14 protein-coding genes are annotated in these 19,818 nt (G+C 62.0%); 1 reads left to right on the plus strand and 13 read right to left on the minus strand.

The genetic code is table 11. The features are described from left to right. Positions 1 to 209: 209 nt before the first annotated feature. From HBR94_RS11295 to HBR94_RS11355, 13 genes are all read right to left on the minus strand, one after another. Entirely contained in the window at positions 210 to 1,166 is a 957-nt protein-coding gene (locus HBR94_RS11295) for a FecR domain-containing protein (protein WP_169960023.1), read from the minus strand. Further along, positions 1,163 to 1,672 (minus strand): sigma-70 family RNA polymerase sigma factor, encoded by a 510-nt coding sequence (locus HBR94_RS11300; RefSeq protein ID WP_170044798.1) that lies wholly within the window; start codon positions 1,670 to 1,672, stop codon positions 1,163 to 1,165. Before HBR94_RS11300 ends, HBR94_RS11295 begins: the two co-directional genes overlap by 4 nt. A 73-nt stretch (positions 1,673 to 1,745) precedes the next feature. Next, positions 1,746 to 3,191 carry an efflux transporter outer membrane subunit gene (locus HBR94_RS11305; protein ID WP_170044799.1) on the minus strand — a complete coding sequence of 482 codons (1,446 nt, stop codon included), beginning with the start codon at positions 3,189 to 3,191 and terminating at the stop codon, positions 1,746 to 1,748. Further along, the gene (locus HBR94_RS11310; RefSeq protein ID WP_057957935.1) at positions 3,188 to 4,246 is read right to left on the minus strand and encodes an HlyD family secretion protein; all 1,059 of its coding nucleotides are present in this window, start codon (positions 4,244 to 4,246) and stop codon (positions 3,188 to 3,190) included. Before HBR94_RS11310 ends, HBR94_RS11305 begins: the two co-directional genes overlap by 4 nt. A gap of 25 nt (positions 4,247 to 4,271) precedes the next feature. Beyond that, positions 4,272 to 5,807: an MFS transporter gene (locus HBR94_RS11315; protein ID WP_170044800.1), complete on the minus strand. Its 1,536-nt coding sequence runs from the start codon at positions 5,805 to 5,807 to the stop codon at positions 4,272 to 4,274. A 232-nt stretch (positions 5,808 to 6,039) separates the two neighbouring features. Then, entirely contained in the window at positions 6,040 to 6,960 is a 921-nt protein-coding gene (locus tag HBR94_RS11320) for a LysR family transcriptional regulator (RefSeq protein WP_057444856.1), read from the minus strand. 54 nt (positions 6,961 to 7,014) lie between these two features. Continuing rightward, positions 7,015 to 7,863, minus strand: a complete 849-nt coding sequence (locus tag HBR94_RS11325; RefSeq protein WP_057438937.1) for an ABC transporter permease — start codon at positions 7,861 to 7,863, stop codon at positions 7,015 to 7,017. 12 nt (positions 7,864 to 7,875) lie between these two features. Continuing rightward, a complete protein-coding gene (locus HBR94_RS11330) occupies positions 7,876 to 8,727 on the minus strand; it encodes an ABC transporter ATP-binding protein (protein WP_170044801.1) in 852 nt (283 codons plus the stop codon). 1 nt (position 8,728) lies between these two features. Next, complete coding sequence (locus tag HBR94_RS11335; protein ID WP_057438936.1) at positions 8,729 to 9,754, minus strand: ABC transporter substrate-binding protein; 1,026 nt, start codon at positions 9,752 to 9,754, stop codon at positions 8,729 to 8,731. Between the two features lie 14 nt (positions 9,755 to 9,768). Next, entirely contained in the window at positions 9,769 to 10,653 is an 885-nt protein-coding gene (locus tag HBR94_RS11340; RefSeq protein WP_057438935.1) for a TauD/TfdA family dioxygenase, read from the minus strand. Between the two features lie 233 nt (positions 10,654 to 10,886). Then, positions 10,887 to 12,245 (minus strand): HlyD family type I secretion periplasmic adaptor subunit, encoded by a 1,359-nt coding sequence (locus HBR94_RS11345; protein ID WP_115129340.1) that lies wholly within the window; start codon positions 12,243 to 12,245, stop codon positions 10,887 to 10,889. Continuing rightward, positions 12,238 to 14,394 (minus strand): type I secretion system permease/ATPase, encoded by a 2,157-nt coding sequence (locus tag HBR94_RS11350; protein WP_057438933.1) that lies wholly within the window; start codon positions 14,392 to 14,394, stop codon positions 12,238 to 12,240. The genes HBR94_RS11345 and HBR94_RS11350 overlap by 8 nt, the downstream gene beginning before the upstream one ends. Positions 14,395 to 14,435: 41 nt before the next feature. Continuing rightward, a complete protein-coding gene (locus HBR94_RS11355; protein ID WP_057438932.1) occupies positions 14,436 to 15,782 on the minus strand; it encodes a TolC family outer membrane protein in 1,347 nt (448 codons plus the stop codon). Between the two features lie 339 nt (positions 15,783 to 16,121). On the opposite strand from HBR94_RS11355, the gene HBR94_RS11360 reads away from it, so the two are divergent. Next, positions 16,122 to 19,818: retention module-containing protein (locus tag HBR94_RS11360; RefSeq protein WP_170044802.1), on the plus strand; the 3,697-nt coding region annotated here is incomplete at its 3' end.

Raw genomic sequence — 19,818 nt, forward strand, 5'->3', positions numbered from 1 at the left:
AACGCTTCTTGATTGGCTTTCAAGAGGTAACCCGGACGGGATTGGAAAACCGACAAAGGAAAATGAAAAAAAATGCGCCCACTGACTTTCCACACCAAAACACCCATCAAAGTGGGAGCTGGCTTGCCTGCGATAGCGGTGTATCAGTGACAGATGGGCCAACTGACCCACCGCTATCGCAGGCAAGCCAGCGCCTACAGTTGATCGAGTCAAACCCTGGCTTTGAGGGTGACCCAATAGCGGGTCACCGCCTGTACCCGCACCGGCAGTGAGCGCTCAAGGGCGGCGAGGATCGCGTCGGTGTCATTCAGCGGAAACACGCCGGTCAGTAACAAGCCGGAGATGGCCTCGTCACAGCGCAACAACCCCGGGCGATAGCGACTCAGCTCAGCCACAAACCGCCCCAGTGGCTGGCGCTCGGCAATCAGACGGTGCTGGGTCCAACTGCTGGCGTTGGCATCCAGCGCAGTCACTGCCGAGGTCTGTGTCGCACTGAACCACAGGCTGTCACCCGCCTTCATCAGCACCGGCACACCCTGCACCGGGCGGACCTGTACGCGCCCTTCATAGAGGTCGACGCGGCTGCCGTCGTGCAGTTCGCGCACGGCAAAGCGGGTGCCCAGGGCCTGGATATCGCCCGCGGTGGTTTCGACGATCAGCGGCCGGGATGGGTCGTGGCCGCTGGTCAGCAGGATCTCGCCGCGAATCAGGCGGATGCGCCGCTCAGTGGCACTGAAGCGCAGATCGACGGCGCTGTCGCTGTTGAGGTCCAGCTGGGTGCCGTCGCTCAGGGTCAGGTGGCGAATCTCGCCGGTGGCGGTGCGATGCTCGGCAAACGCCGCCTGCCACGGCTGGCTGCCCTGGACCAGGTAGCCGCTGCCGCCGGCCACCAGCAACAGCCCAAGCAGTTTCAACGCCGCCCGACGCTGGGGGTCCGGCGCGTCACGCAACACCGCGCGGGCGCTGTCGGCGGGGACGCCGCCCAAGGTCTGCTGCAACTGCTGCAAACGCTGCCAGGCACGACGATGCTCCGGGTCGGCGGCCTGCCAACGGGCAAAGGCCTGGCGCTGGGCCCCGTCGAGTTCGCCGCCCCATTGCAGCATCAACCACTCGCTGGCCTGCTCGACCACAGCCTGGGCAATCGGCGCGTCATGGCGGGCTCTCATTCTTCGTAGACCACCTGGTAGCAGGCGATGATCGCGCGGGTCATGTACTTCTGCACCGAGCTGACCGTCACCCCCAGGCGTGCGGCGATCTGCGCGTAGGTCAGGCCTTCGAACTGCGACAGCAGGAACGCGCGGCGCACGTTCTCGGGCATGCGGTCGAGCATGGCGTCGATCTGCATCAGGGTTTCGAGGATCAACGCGCGGGTTTCCAGGCTCGGCGACTCGGGTTCCGGCAAGTGGGCAATGCTTTGCAGGTAGGCGCGCTCGATGCGCAAGCGGCGCCATTGGTCGATCACCAGGTTGCGGGCGATCTGCGTCAGGTAGCTGCGGCTTTCTTGGGCACCGGGAAAACGACCCGACACCAGCAGGCGCAGGAAGGTGTCCTGCGCCACGTCGGCGGCGTGCTCGCGGTCGCCCAGGCGCTTGCGCAACCAGCCTTGCAGCCAGCCATGATGGTCGCGGTACAGGAGATGAAGCTGTTGCTGGCCGTCAGTCGCGGTGTCCATGAATTGCTCGGATACACTATTGAGAGCAATTATCATTACAGCTTGTATCGCGACTGGCAAAAAACTTTATCTGTTACCGCCCGGCGGTCTGCACCGGATACACCGACTCCCAGCCCCCGCCCAGCGCCTTGTACAAGCCGACCATGGCCAGGGACACGCCGGTGGAGCTTTCCACCCATTGCTCCTGGGTCGCCAGCAACGCGCTCTGCACCGTGAGGACGTTGACGAAATCCACCACCCCTTCGACGTATTGGTGCTGGGCGGTGTCCAGGGCGATCTGGTTCTGGCGCACTGCTTCGGCCAGGCTGTCGCGGCGCAGTTGGCTGGCGTTGTAGCGGGTCAACTGGTCGTCGATTTCATGCCAGGCGCGCAGCACGGTCTGCTGGTACGCCAAGGCCGCTTCCTGCTGCTGGGCTTCGCGCAGGTCGAGCATGCCCTGCAGGCAGCCACCGTTGAACAGCGGCAGGCTCAGCGACGGGCCGAAAGCAAAGGTGCGCGAGCCCCAGGAGCCCAGATCCGACAATTGCATGGCCTGGGAACCGAGGCTGCCCGACAGGGTGATCCGTGGGTAGAAGTCACCTTTGGCCACGCCGATGCTGGCGGTCGCCGCATGCAGGCGCGCCTCGGCCTGGCGGATATCCGGGCGGCGCTGTGCCAGTTGCGACGGCAGGCCAATCGCAACCTGGCGCTGGGTCTGGGGCACCGCGGCGTCCGGCGACAGCTGCGCATGCAAGGCTTGCGGAGCCTGGCCCATCAACAGGCTCAGGGCATTGATCAACTGGTCCTGGCGCTGTTGCAAATCTGGCAGGCGCGCTTCGATGGCGGCTACTTGCGCAGCGGCTTCAGCGACATCCAGGTGAGTGGCCACGCCATCGGCCAAACGCAGTTGCGAGAGCTTCAGGCTACGGCGCGCCACGTCGAGGTTTTGCTCGGTGACCGCACGGGTGCTTTGCACGCCGCGCAGTTGGATGTAGTCCTGGGCGGTCTCGGCCAGCACCGATAGCAGCACCGTGCGGCGGTCGTTTTCCGCCACTTGCAGGGTGGCGTCGGCGGCTTCGGTTTCACGCCTTACCCGGCCCCAGAAGTCCAGTTCCCAGGAGGCGGCGAAACCGGCGTCCCACAGGTTGAAGGCCGAACGGCCGTTGTTGCCGGATGGATCGCTCAGGCCGTTGGCGCTATTGCGTTTGCGCCCGTAGTTGCCATCGGCGCTGAGCTCTGGATAGCGCCCGGCGGTCGTCACCTGGCGTACTGCGCGGCTCTGTTGCAAGCGGCTGCTGGCCAGTTTCAGGTCGAGGTTGTCGGTCAATGCCCGGCGCACCAGGGCTGACAGTTGCGGGTCGTGGAACACATCCCACCACTGTTCTTCCAACGGCTCGCTGACCGCGCGGCTGGCGGCCTGGCGGCCCTGGGGCTCGGCCCATTGCGTCGCTGGCTGGGCATCGGGCCGTTTAAAATCCGGGCCGACGGTGCAGGCACCCAAGCTAATCAGGCTGAGAGTAAGCAGCGCGAGTTTTCTCATTGCTGCGCCACCTCACGTTGCTGCGCACTGGGATGGGTATTGACGCTGGCCTCCACCGACATCCCGACCCGCAGGCGATGGACCTGTGCCTGACCCGGCTCCAGGATGATTTTCACCGGGATGCGCTGCACCACCTTGGTGAAGTTGCCGGTGGCGTTGTCTGGTTTGACCGAGGCGAAGGTCACGCCCGTGGCCGGCGCCAGGCTTTCCAGGTGGCCGTTGAGGACTTCACCGTCGAGGCTGTCGACCCGCACTTCAACCGCCTGGCCGGCGTGCATATGGGACAGTTGGTTTTCCTGGAAATTGGCCACCACATAGGCGTCGGCCAACGGCACCACGGCGAGGATCTTGCTGCCCGGGGTGACAAAGGCGCCGACCCGTACCGCCCGCTCACCGACCATGCCATCCACCGGCGCGACGATGCGCGTGTACGACAGTTGATAGCTGGCCATTTCCAGCGCCGCCTGGGCGCGTTTCAAGCCGCCTTCGGCGGCATCGCGCTGGGCGCTGAGAATCTCCACCTGCTTGCGTTCGGCAGCCAACACCGCCGTGGCGTTGGCCAGGCGTGCGGTGGCCTGGTCGATGCGGGTCCTGGCTTGCTGGGCGTTCTGCACCGTACCGGCACCGACACCGGCGAGGTGGTTGTAGCGGTTCAATTCGTGCTCGGCAAAGGCCACCTCGGCGCGATCGGCGGCCACCGTGGCCTGGGCCTGGGCGATCACCGAGCTCTGCCGCTCAAGGGTGGCCACCGCGTTTTTCAGCTGGGCCTGGGCCATCAGGGTCTCGGCATCGGCGGCCTGAGCCGCGGCGCGCAAGTCACGGTCGTCGATCAGCGCCAGCAACTGCCCGGCCTTGACCTGTTGGTTGTCTTCCACCAACACCTCTTTGATAAACCCGGCGACCCGTGGCGCCACCAGGGTGTAGTCGGCGGCGACGAAGGCGTCGTTGGTGGTCTGGCGCTTACTGCCAAACACACCCGGCGCCAGCAGGTACACCAGCACGCCCACGGCGAATAGGCTGATAACAGTCACGGCAATCTGGTCTTTGCGTTTCATAAAAATCCTTGGTCTGCGTCAGCAATCAAGCGGGTGCGCGCGGCGGAAAAATCCGCGTCGGCATCCAGAAAATCAGGAGGATCAACGCCACCGCGACACCGGCCATGACGTAATAAAGATCCGAAGAAGTCAGCACTACGGCCTGCTGGTGCAGCCGGTGGGCCAGGCCCGTGGCGTCGCTGTCGACCAGGGGCGAGTTGCCCAGGGCGTCCACCAGCATGGTCGAGTGGAAATGCAGGCGGTGGGTGGTCAGCACCTCGATCACCCCGGTGGCGACCACCGCCGCCAGGCCCTTGACCGTGTTGAACCAGGCCGAGGCAAACGGCCCGTCGGCGGGCACGATGCTGCCGGTGGACAACATCAACAGCGGCAAAACCGCCATCGGCTGCCCGAAGATTTGCAGCAGTTGCAGCACGTAGAACTCGTCACGAATCCACGCCGAGGTCAGTTGCGCGCCGCCGATGCACGACAGGGTCAGCATGCCCAGGCCAATCCCCAGCACCCAGCGGCAGTCGACCCAGCGCAGGTTGCACAGGGCGGCCACCAGGGGCAGCGCGATCATCTGCGGCAGGGCCATGATCAGCATCACCGGCGCGGTTTGCAGCGGCCGGTAGCCCTGCACCTGCGCCAGGTAGCTGGACGGCAGGATGATCACCGCCTGCAACACCACCAGCACCCCGGCCAGCACGATCAGGGCGAAGGCCAGGTTGCGCAGGCCAAGCATCTGCAACTTGAAGAACGGCATCGGGTGTGACCATTCATTGAGCATGAACAGCACCAACAACAGCACCCCGCCAATCAGCAGCGTGGTGATCAGCGGCGACTCGAACCAGTCCAGGCGGTTGCCCTGCAAGATGCCGATCACCAGCATGCAGATCGCGGGGAAGCCCAGCAGCAGGCCGCGCCAGTTGAACTGCTTGAGGCGCTCCAGGCGCAACGGGTCCTGGGGCAAGCCATAGGCCACGGCGGCCATGGCCAGCAGGCACGGCGCGACGATCTGCCAGAACGCCCACTGCCAGCCGACGTATTCGGTCCACAGCGCCGCCAACGGCGTGCCGAGGCTGGGGCCGAAGGTGGCGGTCAGGGCGTAGCCGGCCAGGCCGTAGAGTTTGACGTTGGCCGGTAAAAACCGCAGGGCCACGGTCATCAGCATCGGCGGCAACGCGCCGCCGGCCAGGCCTTGCAGGGTGCGCAGCACCAGCAGGCTTTCGTAGTTCGGCGCCAGCGGGCAAAGCACCCCCAGCAGGGTAAACAGGCCGATGGCCCACAGGGTGAAACGGCGCAGCGAAAACGTCACCGAACACCATGGGGCAAAGGCCATGGCCGAGACGGAGGTGGCGGTGTAGGCCGCAACCAGCCAGGTGCCTTCGTCAAACCCGATGTACAGCGCACCGCGAATATCGGCGAGGGCGACCTTGGTCACCATTTCGTTCAGGCCCGAGACCAGCACCGCCAGCAGCACGCCGACCAGGCCGATGATGATCCGTGGGCCGAACACAGGGGGGCTGACGGCGGCGGGTTTGGCGGTGGCCAAGGGCGCGGGGGCAGCGAGGGACGTCATGAAAGTACAACTCGGCAATAGAATACCCGAGCAGTTTAATAAGGCTTAGACATGACGAAAACTGACTTATCGGAAGGTTATAACTGCACCAGACGCAATGATTGAATGTGGGAGGTGGCTTGCCTGCGGTAGCGGTGTGTCAGCTAAGGCATCTGTCACTGACACACCGCTATCGCAGGCAAGCCAGCTCCCACACAAGCCAGGCTAGCTCCACACATTTTGATCGTGGGCGTCAGGTGGGTTGGGCTTCGCGCCAGGTCGCGGCGCAGCTTTCGCGCATGGTTTCGCGCAGCCATTTGTGCGCCGGGTCTTTGTCGAAACGCGGGTGCCAGGCCTGGGTCAGGACCAGGGTCGGCAGGGAAATCGGCAGGGTAAATGCGCGCAGTGGCAGTTTCAGGCGATTGGCGCTGTAGAGCGCTTCCTTGGGCACCGGCAGGATCAGGTCGGAGTCAGGCAGCATAAACATCGCACCGTGAAACCCCGGCGCGATCATCGCCACCCGGCGTTCCAGGCCCTGGGCGCTGAGGGCGGTGTCGATCGGTCCTCGGGCGATACCGCGCCGCGAGATGCTGATATGGGAATAGCTGGCAAAGCGCGCAGCGGTGATTTCTTCGTCGAACAACGGGTGGCCTTCGCGGGCCAGGCCGACGAAGGTGGTGGAGAACAGGTTCTGCACCTTCACTTCCGGGGTAATCGGCATGGTGTTGCCGACGCGCAGGTCCAGGCGCCCTTCGCGCAAGGCTTCGTCATCGCTGTCGCCTTCCGGGACAAAGCGCAGCTCGCAATGGGGCGCCACCCGCTCCATGGTGTCGAATAAACGACCACCATACACGCCGACAAAAAAGTCATTGGCGCGCACGCTGAACCGCCGGCGCAAGGTGCTCAGGTCGACCTCGTCCGCCGAGCGGAACAACAACGCCGCCTGCTCCACCACGTTGCGCACCTGGCCTTGCAACTCCAGGGCCTTGGGCGTGGGCACCAGACCGCGACCGGCGCGCACCAGGATCGGATCGCCCACCGCTTCGCGAATGCGCGTCAGGGTGCGGCTCATCGCCGCCGGGCTCAGGTTCATCCGCCGCGCGGCACCCACCACGCTGCCCTCGTCGAGCAAGGCGTCGAGGGCCACCAGCAGGTTCATATCCGGTAATTGCATGCCAAGCACTCGTGATGGGTTTGGAGTACAGCGCACGCAATCGTAGCAGGCTTTTTAGCGCTGCATGCCCCAGCGCTTCACGGTGACGCGCTCGAGGGTATCGAACACCAGGTTTTCCACGAGCAGGCCGATCAGGATCACCACCGCCAGCCCGGCAAATACCTTGTCGGTGTACAGCTCGTTACGGTTCTGGAAGATGTACCAGCCCAGGCCGCCTTTGCCGCTGGTGGCGCCGAACACCAATTCGGCAGCGATCAACGTGCGCCAGGCAAAGGCCCAGCCGATCTTCAAACCGGCGAGGATCGACGGCAGCGCCGCCGGGATCAGGATAAACAGCACAAAGCGCATGCCCTTGAGACCGTAATTGCGCCCGGCCATGCGCAGGGTTTCCGACACCCCCATAAACCCCGAGTAGGTGTTGAGCGCCAAGGCCCACAGCACCGAGTGCACCAGCACAAAGATCAGGCTGTTCTGCCCCAGGCCAAACCACAGCAACGCCAAGGGCAACAGGGCAATCGCCGGCAGCGGGTTGAACATCGAGGTCAGGGTGCTCAGCAAGTCACGGCCCATCTGGGTCGAGACTGCCAGGGTGGTCAGGGCAAATGCCAGGACAATCCCGATCAGGTAGCCCTTGAGCAGCACCACCAGGGAAATGCTGACCTTGCCCAGCAACTCGCCACTGGCAATGCCGTCGTAGAAGGCGTGGAAGGTCTGCAAGAAGCTGGGCAGCAGCAGATCGTTGTTCTGATAGCGCGCCGCAGCCTCCCAGAGGATCGCCAGCACGATCAGGATCAGGCCCTTGCGCAGCCAGCCTTGTTGCCACAGGCGTTGGCGCAGGGGTAAAGCGCGCTCCACGGGCACGCCGGGCAGCGGTTGCAGGGTGATTTCATATTCCTGGCGCATGGGCACGGTCCTTCAATAAGCGATGCGGATATCGGCGAAATCCAGTTCGGTTTCTGCCTCGGGCGACTCATCGAACAACAGGCGATGAATACGCCGCGCCGACGCCTGGAACGCCACACCCCCGAGGCTGTGCAGGTCGTATTGATGGCTGTGGATTTCGGCGCGCACGCGCCCTGGATGGGGCGACAGCAGCAGGATGCGGTTGCCTACCACCAGTGCCTCTTCGATGGAGTGGGTGACGAACAACAGGGTGAAGCGCACCTCTTCCCACAGCAGCAGCAGCTCCTCCTGCATCTTGCGCCGGGTCAGGGCATCGAGGGCGGCGAAGGGCTCATCCATCAACAGGATTTTCGGCTGCATGGCCAATGCCCGGGCAATCGCCACCCGCGCCTTCATGCCACCGGACAGGGTGTGCGGATAGGCGTCGGCAAAGGCGCTCAAGCCAACCTTGTCGAGGTAGTACAACGCCCGCTCCTCGGCCTCGCGGCGCTTGAGGGTCTTGGACGCCAGCAACGGGAACATCACGTTCTGCTTGACGGTTTTCCAGGGCGGCAGTTGGTCGAACTCCTGGAACACCACGATGCGATCCGGGCCCGGTTGCTCGACCTTCTGCCCCAGCAGGCGAATCTCGCCTTCACAGGGTTTGATAAACCCGGCCACCGCCTTGAGCAACGTGGACTTGCCGCAGCCCGAAGGCCCCAACAGTACAAAGCGGTCGGCCGGGTCGATCTCGAAACTGACCTGGTGGGTGGCCCGCACCACCCGTTCGGGGGTGCGGTATTCCAGGCTGACGTGATCCACCGCGAGCAAGGCTTGGGCGGTACTCAGGTTGCTGGCCGTGTGGCCTTGCAAGGGCGCGTTCATCTCAGCTCCCTTGCAGCGGTTTGGCATCCTGGAAGAAGTAATCCTTCCACGATTCGGGTTTGTGCTTGATCGCGCCCACGCGGTAGAGGAATTCGGCCAGCGGATAGGTGTTTTTCGGGGTGACACTGAATTCAAACTGCGGGTTATCGATGATTTTCAGCAACGCGGCACGGTCGATCTTGGCCTTGGTTACCCGAATGTAAGTGTCGGCGGCGGCGCCCTTGTCGTTCTGGGCGAATTGCGCGGCTTCGGTCAGGGCATCGACAAAGGCTTTGTAGGTTTTCGGGTTGTCATTGCGAAACTTCTCGGTGGCGAACAACACGGTCGGCGAGTTCGGCCCCAGCAGGTCATAGGTGTTGAGCACCACATGCACGTTCGGGTTGGCCAGGGCCTGGTCCTGGAACGGCGGGTTGGAGAAGTGCCCGGTCAGTTCGGTACCGCCGGCGATCAGCGCGGCCGTGGCGTCCGGGTGCGGAACGGCGATGGTGTACTTGTCCAGGCGATTGAACTCCTTGTCGCCCCATTGCTTGGCCGCGGCGTATTGCAGGAACCGCGACTGCACGGAAACGCCCACGGCCGGCACGGCGATGCGGTCTTTCTCGGTGAAGTCGGCGATGGTCTTGACCTTGGGATTGTTGCTGACCAGGTAGTACGGGAAGTTGCCCAGGGAGGCCACGGCCTTGACGTTTTGCTTGCCGTGGGTGCGGTCCCAGATGGTCAGCAGCGGGCCGACACCGGCACCGGCGATGTCGATGGAACCGGAGAGCAGCGCGTCATTGACCGCCGCGCCGCCGGACAACTGGGTCCAGTCGACCTTGATGTCGATGCCTTGCTGCTTGCCGTATTTCTCGATCAGGTTCTGGTCGCGCACCACGTTGAGCAGCAGGTAAACGATGCCGAACTGCTCGGCAATGCGAATCTCGCCTTCGGCCTGGGCGACAGTCGGGGCAACCAGACTGCCGGCCAACAGGCTGACGCCAAGGCCCACAGTCGCGGCCAATCGTGCAAAGGGGGTTTTCCTGGACATGGTCATGCTCCGAATCAGAAGGGGGCGTCGCCCTGGATAGTGGTGCGAAACAGCTTGCGGCGCAGGTGGCTGGGGCAACCGGCGGCCAGGTGGATCAGCGAGCGGTTGTCCCAGAACACCAGGTCGTGGGGCTGCCAGCGGTGGCGGTAGATGTTTTGCGGATGGATGCTGTGGGCGAAGAGCTGGGCCAGCAGGTCGCGGCTTTCGTCTTCGGGCAGGCCGACGATGCGCGTGGTGAAGCCCTCGCTGACGAACAGTGCCTTACGGCCGTTTTCCGGGTGGGTACGCACCACGGGGTGCACCACTTCGGCGACCTGGGCCAGTTGCTCGGGGGTCAGGGTTGGGCGCCAGTTGCCTTCGAATTTGGTTTCGCTGTAGCGCGCGGTGTAGGAATGCGCAGCGCTGCGGCCTTCCACGGCTTTGCGCAGATGCTCGGGCAGCTGGTCCCAGGCTTTGTGCATGTCGGCAAACAGCGTATCGCCGCCTTCGGACGGCAGCTCCTGGGCGTGGAGCATCGAGCCCAGGCTCGGCAGTTCCTTGTACGACAGGTCCGAGTGCCAAAACTTGCCCGCATCACCCAGGCCGATGGATTGGCCGTTCTCGATGATGTTGGAGACGATGAGGATTTCCGGGTGGTTGGCCAGCAGGAACTGTTTGAGCACATGGATCTGCAACACGCCGAAACGGCGGCTGAAGGCGATCTGTTGCTCGGGGGTGATGCGCTGGTCGCGGAACACCACCACATGGTGGTCCAGGTGCGCACGGTGGATGCGGGCGAAATCCTGGTCGTTGACCGGGCGCGACAGGTCCAGGCCGATGATCTCGGCGCCTACGCTGCCGGGGAATGGGCGGATGTCGAAGGTTTGGGCGGTGGGCAAGGCGGCTGTGGCGGTGGACATGAGATCACTCCCTGGCAGTCAGGAGAGTGACTTTATAGATATAAGAATCGGAATTTAAATATCTTTAGAGAATAACGATATGGCCTTTTTGCGGTAGGGCTGAGGGATGGGGTGAAGTTGAGGGCCCCTTCGCGAGCAAGCCCGCTCCCACATTCGACCGATTTCCAACATAGGAATGCGGTTGAGTGTGGGAGCGGGCTTGCTCGCGATGAGGCCCGCCCAGACACTGAAGATCAACGCTCCTGCAGCGACTCCGCCCGGGCCTTGATGATGGGCTTGAGCAGGTAGCTGAGGATGGTTTTCTTGCCGGTGATGATATCGACCGAGGCGACCATGCCGGGGATGATGATCAGCGGCTTCTCATCGGTACCCAGGTGGCTGCGGTCGGTGCGCAAGGTGATCATGTAGTAGGTGGTTTTCTTGTCTTCGTCGGTGATGGTGTCGGCACCGATGCGCTCCAGCTTGGCCTTGAGGCCGCCGTAGATGGTGTAGTCATAGGCGGTGAACTTGACCACGGCCTCTTGCCCCGGGTGCAGGAAGGCAATGTCTTGCGGGCGGATCTTGGCTTCCACCAGCAGGGTGTCGTCCAACGGGACGATTTCTACCATGTCGCTGCCCGGCTGGATCACCCCACCGATGGTGTTGACCAGCAGTTGCTTGACGATCCCGCGCACCGGCGAGGTGACCAGGGTCCGGCTCACCCGGTCTTCGAGGGCTTTGCCGGTGGCCTGGGCCTTGTTCAAGTCGGTGCGGGCTTCGTTGAGCTCGGTCAGGGCTTCACTGCGATACTTACCGCGAGTCTCGTCGATCTTGCGCTGTACTTCCTTGATCGCCGAGTCGGCACGGGGGATGGCCAGGGTAGTGGCGTCCAGTTGGCCACGGGTTTCCATTTCTGCGCGCTTGAGGCGCAGTACTTCCACCGGCGACACCGCACCCTGGGCGACCAGGGGTTCGGACATGTTGATTTCCTGGCGCTGCAACGACAGCTGGTTACGGTACTGGCTCTGTTTGGAGGTGTACTCGCGCATTTCTTGCTGGCGCTGGGTCAGTTGCTCCTGCAAGCCGCCGATTTCGTCCTTGAACTGCTGGCGCCGGCTTTCGTACAGCGACTGCTCGTTGATGGCCTGGGTGGGCGCAGCGGCCCGCACATCTTCAGGGATGTTCAACGGCCGGTCTTCGACCTGGGCGCTCAAGCGCTCGATACGCAACAGCAGGGACAGGCGCTGGGCCTCGGTTTCCCCGGCGTTGGAGACAAAACGTGTGTCGTCCAGGCGAATCAGCGGCGCGCCGGCTTCGACGATCTGCCCTTCCTTGACGAACAGCTCGGCAACGATGCCGCCTTCCAGGTTCTGGATCTTCTGCAGCTTGGAGGAAGGGATGGCCTTGCCGTCACCGCGCGTGACTTCGTCGACCTTGGCAAAGCCGGCCCACAGCAACATGCACAGGAAAAACCCGATGATCCCCCAGATGGTCAGCCGCACCACGCGCGGGGCATCTTCGATCAGGGCCTTCTTGACCTCTGGCAGTGGCTGGCCGTCCAGCGAATCGGAACCGATAAAGTAACGACGGACTGCGTCCTTGAATTTACGCAACACTGATCTGCCCCTTCTTCAACGCTTCCATCACTACGGCTTTCGGACCATCGGCGAGGATTTGCCCACGGTCGATGACCAACAAGCGGTCCACCAGGGACAACAGCGACGCCCGGTGTGTCACCAGCACCACGGTCTTGTTTTCCACAACGGATTGCAGGCGCTGTTTAAGGCGTTCTTCACCGGTGTTGTCCATGGCGCTGGTCGGTTCGTCCAGCAGCAGGATAGGCGGGTTGAGCAGCAGGGCACGGGCCAGGGCGACGTTTTGTCGCTGACCGCCAGAGAGGTTCTGGCCTCGCTCGCCCACTTGCAGTTCGTAGCCTTGCGGGTGCAGACGGGCAAATTCGTGGACGCCGGCCAGTTCGGCGGCTTGCAGCACCACTTCGTCTTCAACGTAGCGGGCGCCGGAGACCAGGTTGTCGCGCAGGGTGCCGGCCAGCAGTTGAATGTCCTGAGGCACATAGCCGACGTTGTGGCGCAGTTCGCTGACGTCGATCTGGCGAATGTCCACACCGTCCACCAGCAGGGCGCCGGAGTCGGGCTGGTAGAGGCCGACGATCAGTTTGGCCAGGGAGCTTTTGCCCGAACCGCTGCGCCCGATGATGCCGATTTTCTCGCCGGGCTTGATCACCAGGTTGATGTTCTTGAGCGCCATGTTCTGCTGGTTGGGGTAGGTAAAGTTCAGGCCCCGGCACTCGATGGCCCCTTGCAGGGTGCGGCGGCTCAAGGGGCGCTCTTCGAAGTTGCGCTCCTGAGGCAGTTCCATCATCTGGTCGGTGGAGACCATGGTGACTTTGGCCTGCTGGTAGCGGGTCATCAGGCCCGACAGCGACGCCAGGGGGCTGAGGGCGCGGCCACTGAGCATGTAGCAGGCAATCAGGCCGCCCATGCTGAGGTTGCCGCCGATGATCTGGTAGACCCCGAAGACAATCATGATCACACCCGCCAGTTGCTGGATCAGCAGGGTGATGTTCATCGACAGCCCAGAGAGCATTTTCACCCGCAATTCAAGGCGGCTGAGGGTGCCAATGGTCTGCTCCCACTGGTACTGGCGCTCGCTTTCAGCGTTGTTGACCTTGACCGCATCCAGCCCGGCCAGGGTTTCGATCAGGCTCGACTGGCGCTCGGAGGCCAGGGCCATGGTGCGTTCCATGGTGGCGACCAGCGGTTTTTGCAGCAGGTAACCGATGCCCAGGGCAATCGGGAAAGCCAGCATGGGGATCCACACCAGGTGCCCGCCGAGGATGGCGATCACCATGAAGATCAGCAGGGTGAACGGCAAGTCGATCAGGCTGGTGAGGGTCAGGGACGCGAGGAAGTCACGCAGGCTCTGAAACTCGTGGATGTTCTGGGCGAAACTGCCGACCCGCGCCGGGCGGTACTTCATCGACATGCCGACGATCCGCTCGAACAGCGTGGCCGAGATGATCAGGTCGGTTTTTTTACCGGCCAGGTCCAGGCACAGACTGCGCAAGCTCTTGAGGACCAGGTCGAACACGTAGGCGATGAAAATACCGGTGGCCAGCACCCACAGGGTGGCGGTGGCCTGGTTCGGCACCACGCGGTCGTAGACGTTCATCACGAACAGCGGCGCGGCCATGGCAATCAGGTTGATCAGGAAACTGGCAGCGATGGCATCGGCGTAGAGCCAGCGCGAACGCTTGAGGGTGTCGCGAAACCACGAACGGGCCCGAGGGATCAGGGTGCCGTGGCTGACATCGAATTTGTGCTGGGGCTGGGCAAAAAACACTTTGCCGATGTAGTCATCGGCCAAGGCTTGACGCTTGACGATGGTTTCACCGCCATCGCTTTCGCTGAGCAGCACCTGGGCCTCGTCTTCACCCTGCCAGCCGAGCAGCACGGCACTCCGGCCGTCCTTGAGCAACAGCAGCGCCGGCATGGCAATCGCAGGGATCGAATCGAGTTTGCGTTGCAGCAGCCGGCCTTGCAAACCGGCGCGGGCCGCGGCCCGGGCCAGCAAATCGGCGGTCAGCTGCTGTGACGGCAATGGCAGACCGGTGGTCAGCATTGCCGCACTGGCAGGCTTCTGGTGCAGGGCGCAGAGAGCCAACAACCCGTCGAGTAACGGGTCGTCGTGCAATGTGCGTGGATCATGACTGAGATGGACTCGACTAACTTCTGATTCCACGCGGGCTCTCTCAACTAACGGATGGGTCTATAAGGAATAGCTCAATTCATCCCCGGCAGTTGAACTTTTGGCTTCACATCGTTCTGGACGACGGAGGCCATCGGTGCGACCACTCCCTGGCTCTTGAGCAACTCGCCCATGGTCGCCTTGATTCGGTACTGAGTAAATAACTGAACGTTTTTTATCTCTTCCAGACGACGCGAAGCGGTGAACAGTTCGTTTTCACTGTCGAGCAAGTCGAGCAGGGTCCGCTCGCCCAGGCTGAATTGCTTCTGGTAGGCGCCGCGTACTTTGCTGCTGTGGTCGACGTATTGCTGGGCAATCGGCACCTGGGCATTGGCGTTGTTCATGGCGTTCCAGGCCAGGCCCAGTTCTTCGTTCAACTGGCGCAAGGCGTTATTGCGGATATCCAGGGCCTGGTTGGACTGGTAGGACTTGGACTCCAGCTCGGCTTTGTTGCTGCCACCGGCGTACAGGTTGAAGCGCATACGCAGCATCGCTTCCCAGCCATTGTTGTGGCTGGCGTCGCCGTCGATGTTGTTGTCGGCGTTGCGGCCCAACTCGGCGTCGAAGCGTGGGTAGAAGGAAGACTTGGCGGCTTCGTATTGTTTTTCGGCGGCGGCGATGTCGGATTCGGCCGAGCGCAGGATCGGGCTGTTATCCAGCATCTGGCGACGTGCTTCGTTCAGGTCTGCAGGCAGCATCGCCATGAAGCTAGGCGGGCGCTCCAACTGATCGGCTTCCTGGCCGACAGCGCTCAGGTAGTTGGTCTGGGCATCGGCCAGGTTGGTCTGCTCGGTGATCACGTTGTTGCGGGCCTGGGCCAGACGGGCTTCGGCCTGGTCCAGGTCAGCCCCGCTGCCGACGCCGCGCTGGGTGCGCAACTTGATCTGGTCGTAAATGCGCTCGTGGTTACGCAGGTTGTCTTCAGCCAGGCGCACGAATTCACGACGGGTCAGGACGTCCAGATAAACCTGAGCTACCGTTAATGCAGTGCGCTCGGAAGTGCCAAGCAACGAAAACGCGCGGGAGTTAACGGTGGCTTGTTGACGCCCAACTTCACTGGAGGTGGCAAAACCGTCAAAAACCATTTGCTGCAGACGCAGGCTCGACTCACCGCGATTGAGGGTGTCCCAATGGCCACCACGGGCACGGGTGGACGAGCTGTCGGTGCCTTCACGGCCATAACCGGCGTTCAGGTCGACACGGGGCAGGTAACCGCCCTTGGCCGCACGCAACTGATAGTCAGCCGCGATACGAGCATTGACACCTGCCTGAATCTCAGGGTGCACATCCAGCGCTTGCTGCATGGCCTGGGGCAGGGTTTGGGCTTGAACGAAACTGGCGGCGAGAACGAACGGTATTGCCTTAAGCAGGTGCAAACGCATTTAAGAATCCCCAGGACTTCTTGTCTCAAGTCACAGCAACTTGGCGTGCTGCGTTAGAAAATGGCTACCGTAATGACCGTACGTCGGAAAGTTCAAAAGCGGAACTGGTTCACACATGTAGGACGGTTCGCCGCGTGAATATCAATGTGACATTAGCGAGGCGATTGTTTAGGATGGCGCCAAGAAGGTCAATAGTTTGGCATAAAGTAAATAGCCAAAAAATACAGCCAATTATTTGACGTCATTCGTTTTATAAACTACGCACCTCCCAGGCTGATGAATCCCATCGGATCTCAGCCCTAGGAACACCCACAGAATGGATCGCCGGAGAAATCTTCAATGAGCAGTGTTGTTGCCATCGTCAAAAGCATTGTTGGCCAAGTTTTCGTCATTTCTCCGGAAGGGGCCCGCCGGGTGCTTGTTGAAGGTGATCGCCTTTTTGCCGGCGACCAGATAGACACCGGTATGTCGGGCGCAGTCAGCCTGGAGCTGGCCGATGGCCGCACCCTGGACCTGGGCCGTGACACCCAGTGGAGCGCCACCGCGCCCGACTCCAGCACGGACCTGGCACAAGCCACCGCACAGGCTGCACCTTCGGTTGCCGAACTGCAGCAGGCAATCGCCGCCGGCGCTGACCCGACCACCGACCTGGAAGCCACCGCCGCAGGCGCGGCAGCTGCTGGCACCGGCGCGGCGGGGGGCGGTCACAGCTTTGTGATGCTCGATGAGACCGCAGGCTCGGTTGATCCGACCATTGGTTTCCCGACGGCTGGCCTGGGTTTCGGTACCAATGCGCTGACCAACGAACTCGGCGGGCAGCCGACCGACCCGCTCACGGCAGCACCTTTGCCGTCGACCCTGTCCCTGAGTGCCACCCCGACCATCACCGAAGCCGGCGGCGTGCTGACCTACACCGCCACGGTGACCCAGCCGTCTACCAGCAACCTGACCGTCACCCTGTCCAACGGCGCGGTGATCACCATCCCGGCCGGCCAGGTGACTGGCTCCGTGAATGTGCCCCTGGCGCCTAATGACAGCCCGTACATCGACCCAGGCCAGATCAGCGTCACCGTCACTGGCACCACCGGCGGTAACAACCTGATCGTGACCGTCGACCCGACGCCGGCCGTCACCCAGATCACCGACACCATCGACACCACCACCGTGACCCTGACAGCAGGCGAAACGGTGACCGAAGGCGGTCAGATCACCTACACCGCGACCTTGACCAACCCGGCGCAGACGCCCGTCACCATTACCTTGAGCAACGGCTCGGTGATCAACATCGAGGCAGGTAAGTCCACCGGTACAGTGGTGGTCGAGACACCGGCCAACGACGTCTACAACAATGGCAGCACGGTCAGCACCACCATTACCGGGGCAACCGGTGGCAACTTCGAAAACCTGGTGCCCAACACCACACCAGCCGTCACCACGATTACCGATTCGGTCGACGACACCGGCGTGACCCTCACCGCCACTAACACCGTCACCGAAGGCGGCCAGATCACCTACACCGCGACGCTGACCAACCCTGCGCAAACCCCGGTGACCGTGACCTTGTCCAACGGCTCGGTGATCACCATCAAGGCCGGCGAGTCCGTCGGTACCGTGGTGGTCGACACCCCGGCGAACGACGTCTACGTCAACGGCAGCACCGTCACGACGACCATCACTGGCACGACCGGTGGCAACTTTGAAAACCTGGTGCCCAACACCACGCCAGCCGTCACCACCATCACCGATTCGGTCGACACCACCACCGTAACCCTGACTGCGCCAGGCGATGTCAGCGAAGGCGGCCAGATTACCTATATCGCCACGCTTTCCAATAAAGCCGACACTGACGTTACGCTGAAGCTGGATAACGGTTCGACCATCATCATCAAGGCGGGTGAAACCGTCGGCTCCGTCACCGTCGATGCTCCAGGCGATGATGTTTTTGTCGACAAAAGCACGCAAACCGTAAAGATCGTCGAGACTACTGGCGGTAACTTCGAAAAACTGGAAGTGGCCGGTAATGGCGCTACCACCACCGTCAACGACACTATCGACAAGGTCGATGTGGTCCTGACTGCGACTACCACCGTGGGCGAAGGCGGTAATATCGTCTACACCGCGTCACTGGTGGACAAGGCAGGTAACCCGGTCACCAACACCACCAATCCGGTGACCGTGACGCTGGACAATGGCCAGACCATCACCATTGGTGTCGGCCAATCCGCTGGCACTGCCACCACTGTTGCGCCGAACGACGTGTATGAGGGCAACCAGACCGTCACCACCGCTATCACCAATGTGACCGGCGGCGCGCATTTCGAGAATCTGGTACCGGGCACCACGCCGGTCAACACCACCGTGACCGACACACCCGGCACCACCGACACCACCACCGTCACCCTGACCGCACCAGGCGAGGCCGACGAAGGTGGCAACATCACCTACACCGCGACCTTGAGCAACAAGGCCGGCAGCGACCTGACCCTGACCTTGAGCAATGGTGACGTGATCACTATCGCCAAGGGCGAGACGACAGGCCAGGTGACGTCCAAGGCACCGAGCGACGACGTATTCAAAGATGCAGGTCCGATCAACGTCACGATCAATCCGGACATCGTGGGTGGTGGCTTCGAGAAGCTTGATATCGCACCGGGTGGGGCGACGACGCAGATCAACGACACTATCGACAAGGTTGATGTGGTCCTGACCGCCACCAAAACTGTGGGTGAAGGCGGCGAGATCGTTTACACCGCTACCTTGGTGGATAAAAACGGCGCGCCGGTGACTAACATCACCAGCCCTGTGACCGTGACCCTGGATAACAACCAGGTCATCACCATTGGTGTGAACCAGTCGAGCGGGACTGTCTCGGTTGTGGCTCCGGACGACGTGTACAAAGGCGACCAGACTGTTACTACCGGCATTAAAGAAGTCACCGGTGGCGAGCACTTTGAAAACCTGGTTCCAGGTACTGACAAGGTCACTACGACTGTTACTGATACCCCAGGTACCGATAACACCACGACAGTGACGCTGACTGCTCCGTCGGAAGTGAGTGAAGGTGGCCAGATCACTTACACCGCCACCTTGAGCAACAAGGCTGACACTGACGTCACCTTGACACTCGATAACAAACAAACCATCACCATCAAGGCCGGTGAAACTGTCGGCACCGTGACGGTAGATGCTCCAGGCGATGACGTGTTCGTTGATAAGAGCACCCAGACTGTCCAGATTACCGGGACTGACGGCGGCAACTTCGAAAAACTCGTGGTTGCAGGCAATGGCGCGACTACCACCATCAACGACACCATCGACAAGGTCGATGTGGTCCTGACCGCCACTAAAACTGTGGGCGAAGGCGGCGAGATCGTTTACACCGCCACCCTTGTGGATAAAAACGGTGCGCCAGTAACTAACATCACCAACCCTGTGACTGTGACCCTGGATAACAATCAGGTCATCACCATTGGTGTGAACCAGTCGAGCGGTACTGTCTCGGTTGTGGCTCCGGATGATGTGTACAAAGGTGATCAAACCGTCACGACCGGTATTAAAGAAGTCACCGGCGGCGAGCACTTTGAAAACCTGGTTCCAGGTACTGACAAGGTCACTACGACTGTTACTGATACCCCAGGTACCGATAACACCACGACAGTGACGCTGACGGCTCCGTCGGAAGTGAGTGAAGGTGGCCAGATCACTTACACCGCCACCTTGAGCAACAAGGCTGACACTGACGTCACCTTGACACTCGATAACAAACAAACCATCACCATCAAGGCCGGTGAAACTGTCGGCACCGTGACGGTAGATGCTCCAGGCGATGACGTGTTCGTTGATAAGAGCACCCAGACTGTCCAGATTACCGGGACTGACGGCGGCAACTTCGAAAAACTCGTGGTTGCAGGCAATGGCGCGACTACCACCATCAACGACACCATCGACAAGGTCGATGTGGTCCTGACCGCCACTAAAACTGTGGGCGAAGGCGGCGAGATCGTTTACACCGCCACCCTTGTGGATAAGAACGGTG

Source organism: Pseudomonas sp. WS 5412 (genome assembly GCF_012985615.1).
GTDB lineage: Bacteria > Pseudomonadota > Gammaproteobacteria > Pseudomonadales > Pseudomonadaceae > Aquipseudomonas > Aquipseudomonas shahriarae.

Excerpts from the sequence above, each read along its gene's own strand:
- HBR94_RS11295 (WP_169960023.1), bottom strand. The coding sequence starts at position 1,166 with ATGAGAGCCCGCCATGACGCGCCGATTGCCCAGGCTGTGGTCGAGCAG.
- HBR94_RS11300 (WP_170044798.1), bottom strand. The coding sequence starts at position 1,672 with ATGGACACCGCGACTGACGGCCAGCAACAGCTTCATCTCCTGTACCGC.
- HBR94_RS11305 (WP_170044799.1), bottom strand. The coding sequence starts at position 3,191 with ATGAGAAAACTCGCGCTGCTTACTCTCAGCCTGATTAGCTTGGGTGCC.
- HBR94_RS11310 (WP_057957935.1), bottom strand. The coding sequence starts at position 4,246 with ATGAAACGCAAAGACCAGATTGCCGTGACTGTTATCAGCCTATTCGCC.
- HBR94_RS11315 (WP_170044800.1), bottom strand. The coding sequence starts at position 5,807 with ATGACGTCCCTCGCTGCCCCCGCGCCCTTGGCCACCGCCAAACCCGCC.
- HBR94_RS11320 (WP_057444856.1), bottom strand. The coding sequence starts at position 6,960 with ATGCAATTACCGGATATGAACCTGCTGGTGGCCCTCGACGCCTTGCTC.
- HBR94_RS11325 (WP_057438937.1), bottom strand. The coding sequence starts at position 7,863 with ATGCGCCAGGAATATGAAATCACCCTGCAACCGCTGCCCGGCGTGCCC.
- HBR94_RS11330 (WP_170044801.1), bottom strand. The coding sequence starts at position 8,727 with ATGAACGCGCCCTTGCAAGGCCACACGGCCAGCAACCTGAGTACCGCC.
- HBR94_RS11335 (WP_057438936.1), bottom strand. The coding sequence starts at position 9,754 with ATGTCCAGGAAAACCCCCTTTGCACGATTGGCCGCGACTGTGGGCCTT.
- HBR94_RS11340 (WP_057438935.1), bottom strand. The coding sequence starts at position 10,653 with ATGTCCACCGCCACAGCCGCCTTGCCCACCGCCCAAACCTTCGACATC.
- HBR94_RS11355 (WP_057438932.1), bottom strand. The coding sequence starts at position 15,782 with ATGCGTTTGCACCTGCTTAAGGCAATACCGTTCGTTCTCGCCGCCAGT.